At 71.4% G+C, this 2,061-nt stretch carries 3 protein-coding genes; all 3 read right to left on the minus strand.

Annotated elements, in window-relative coordinates; translation table 11 throughout:
• Positions 1-446: (2Fe-2S)-binding protein (locus tag DBR22_RS09070; RefSeq protein ID WP_146187445.1), on the minus strand; the 446-nt coding region annotated here is incomplete at its 3' end.
• A 2-nt stretch (positions 447-448) separates the two neighbouring features.
• On the minus strand, positions 449-1,369 hold the full coding sequence (locus DBR22_RS09075) for an FAD binding domain-containing protein (protein WP_108598743.1): 921 nt from the start codon (positions 1,367-1,369) through the stop codon (positions 449-451).
• Positions 1,360-2,061, minus strand: a 702-nt coding sequence (locus DBR22_RS09080; RefSeq protein WP_181365092.1) for an XdhC family protein, incomplete at its 5' end; no start/stop codon positions are given. The genes DBR22_RS09075 and DBR22_RS09080, both read right to left, overlap by 10 nt.

Consider the following 2,061-nt stretch of genomic DNA (forward strand, 5'->3'; position numbering starts at 1 on the left):
TGCCCGGCGTGCCCGCAGACGGCGTCCTCGACGGCTCGGTAACCGGTGCAGCGGCAGAGGTTGCCCTTGAGGTTGCGGGGCAGGTCCTCCTTCTGTTCCTCCGTGAACGTCGCCGCGGTCATCAGCATGCCAGCAGTGCAAAAACCGCACTGGAAGCCCTGCCTTTCCAGGAACTGCTGCTGGACCGGATGCAGCCCCCCGCCAGCGGCGCCCACCGTTCCGGCCAGTCCTTCAATGGTGGTGACGGCGTGCCCCTCGGCCCGGACGGCCGGGTAGATGCAGCTGTGGACCGGGGTGCCGTCAACGTGCACGGTGCAGGCACCGCAGTCGCCCCCGTCGCAGCCCTTTTTAACCCCCAGGTTGCCCTGCTCCCGGAGGTACGTCCGCAGGCACTGCCCGGGGCGCGGCCCGGTTTCTGCGGGAATGCCGTTGATCTCGATAGCCATGCTCAGGCCCCTTCCTGCCGGCTGCGGGGAATGCGTGGTGGCCAGAAATCGCCGGATATGTGCACGTCCGGCGCACCCTCGGGCGCAGCGAGCTCGGCCCGGATCTCCTCAGCGAGGCGGTACGTCATGTCCTTCCGCCAGGCGGGCAGCCCGTGGACGTCGTCGTGGTACAGCTCGTCGGAGACCGCGTCGTCCAGCGCCGCCGCGAGCTCGGCAGGTTCCGGCAGGTGCCTGAAGCGCAGTTGCACGGGCCGTTTTGTGGCGGCGGTGACGGTCAGCACCAGGGCCGTCCCGCCGTCGAGCCGTCCGATCAGCAGCACGCCGGAGCGTCCCAGATTGCTCAGCGACAGCCGGCGGAACGCCACCCGGGAGGCGAGGGCCGACGCCGGGAGGTGGACGCTGCGCAGCAGCTCGCCGGGTGCCAGCGCGGTTGTTCCGTCCCCGGTGACGAGGCTGGCCACCGGGAGGGTGCGGCTGGTGCCGCCAGGGCCGTGGACTGTCGCCACACCGTCGAGCGCGGCGCAGAGGGAGGTCATGGGCCCTGCGGGCAGTGCGGTGCAGATATTCCCGCCGACGGTGGACATGTTCCAGACCTTGAACGAAGCCACGAACGAGTCGCAGCACGGCCGGAAGAGGGCCAGGGCGGGCCAGCCCCGCCCGGCCACCTCCTGTGACTCCGGCAGGGCATACAGCTCCGCCACCGTGCAGGTGGCCGCAAGCTCGATGCCTTCCCCCGTGACGGCGACGGGTGTCCAGCCGGCCGAACCGAGGTCCAGGAGGCGCTTGAGCGGTTCGGGCCCGAAGGCGTAGCTGCCGTAGGAGAACAGGACGGTGCCGCCGGCCAGCCAGGCGTCGCCGTCGCCGTCGCGCCAGTCTGCGGGATCAGTGGTGCGGACCACCGCCTCGATGCTGTTCATGTCCATACGATCTCCTTCCTGCCGCTGGTGGGGGTGCCTTCGGCGGCAGTGCCCGCGATACCAGGCGCCGGGGGCGCCGCGGACTGGTGAATGGGGCCGGAGGTGTCGCGGAGCGGTGTGCACGCCGGCCTTCCGCTGCGGGATGCGATGAGCTCCGCGGTGACTGAGACGGCGACCTCGGCAGGGGTGATGGCGCCGAGGTCCAGCCCGATCGGCGAGTGCAGCTGCGCGATTCGCTCCGGCGGCACCCCGGCGCTGAGGAGGTCATCAATGCGCTGGAGGTGGCTGCGGCGGGACCCCATGGCACCCACGTAGGCAAGGTCCAGGGCCAGGGCGGTCTCCAGCAGCGGGATGTCGAACTTGGGATCGTGGCTCAGGACGCAGGCCACGGTACGCCGGTCGAGCCGGCCTGCCGCCGCTTCCGCCGTGAGGTACCGGTGCGGCCAGTCCGTCACGACGTCGTCGGCGCAGCCGAACCGGGCCTGGGCTGCGAACGCGGGGCGGGCATCCACCAGGGTCACGCGGTAGCCCAGCAGCTTGCCGGCGGGGATCAGGGCCGCGCCGAAGTCGTTGGCGCCGAACACGAGCATGCGGGGCGGGGCGAGCCGGCTCTCGACCAGGAGGGTGACGGGCTCCTGCGCGGCTGACGGCGCCGCCGGGTCCACTGGGCAGGTGTCCGCTGTTCCCAGGTGCAGGAG

This window comes from Arthrobacter sp. HMWF013 (assembly GCF_003061105.1).
GTDB lineage: Bacteria > Actinomycetota > Actinomycetes > Actinomycetales > Micrococcaceae > Arthrobacter.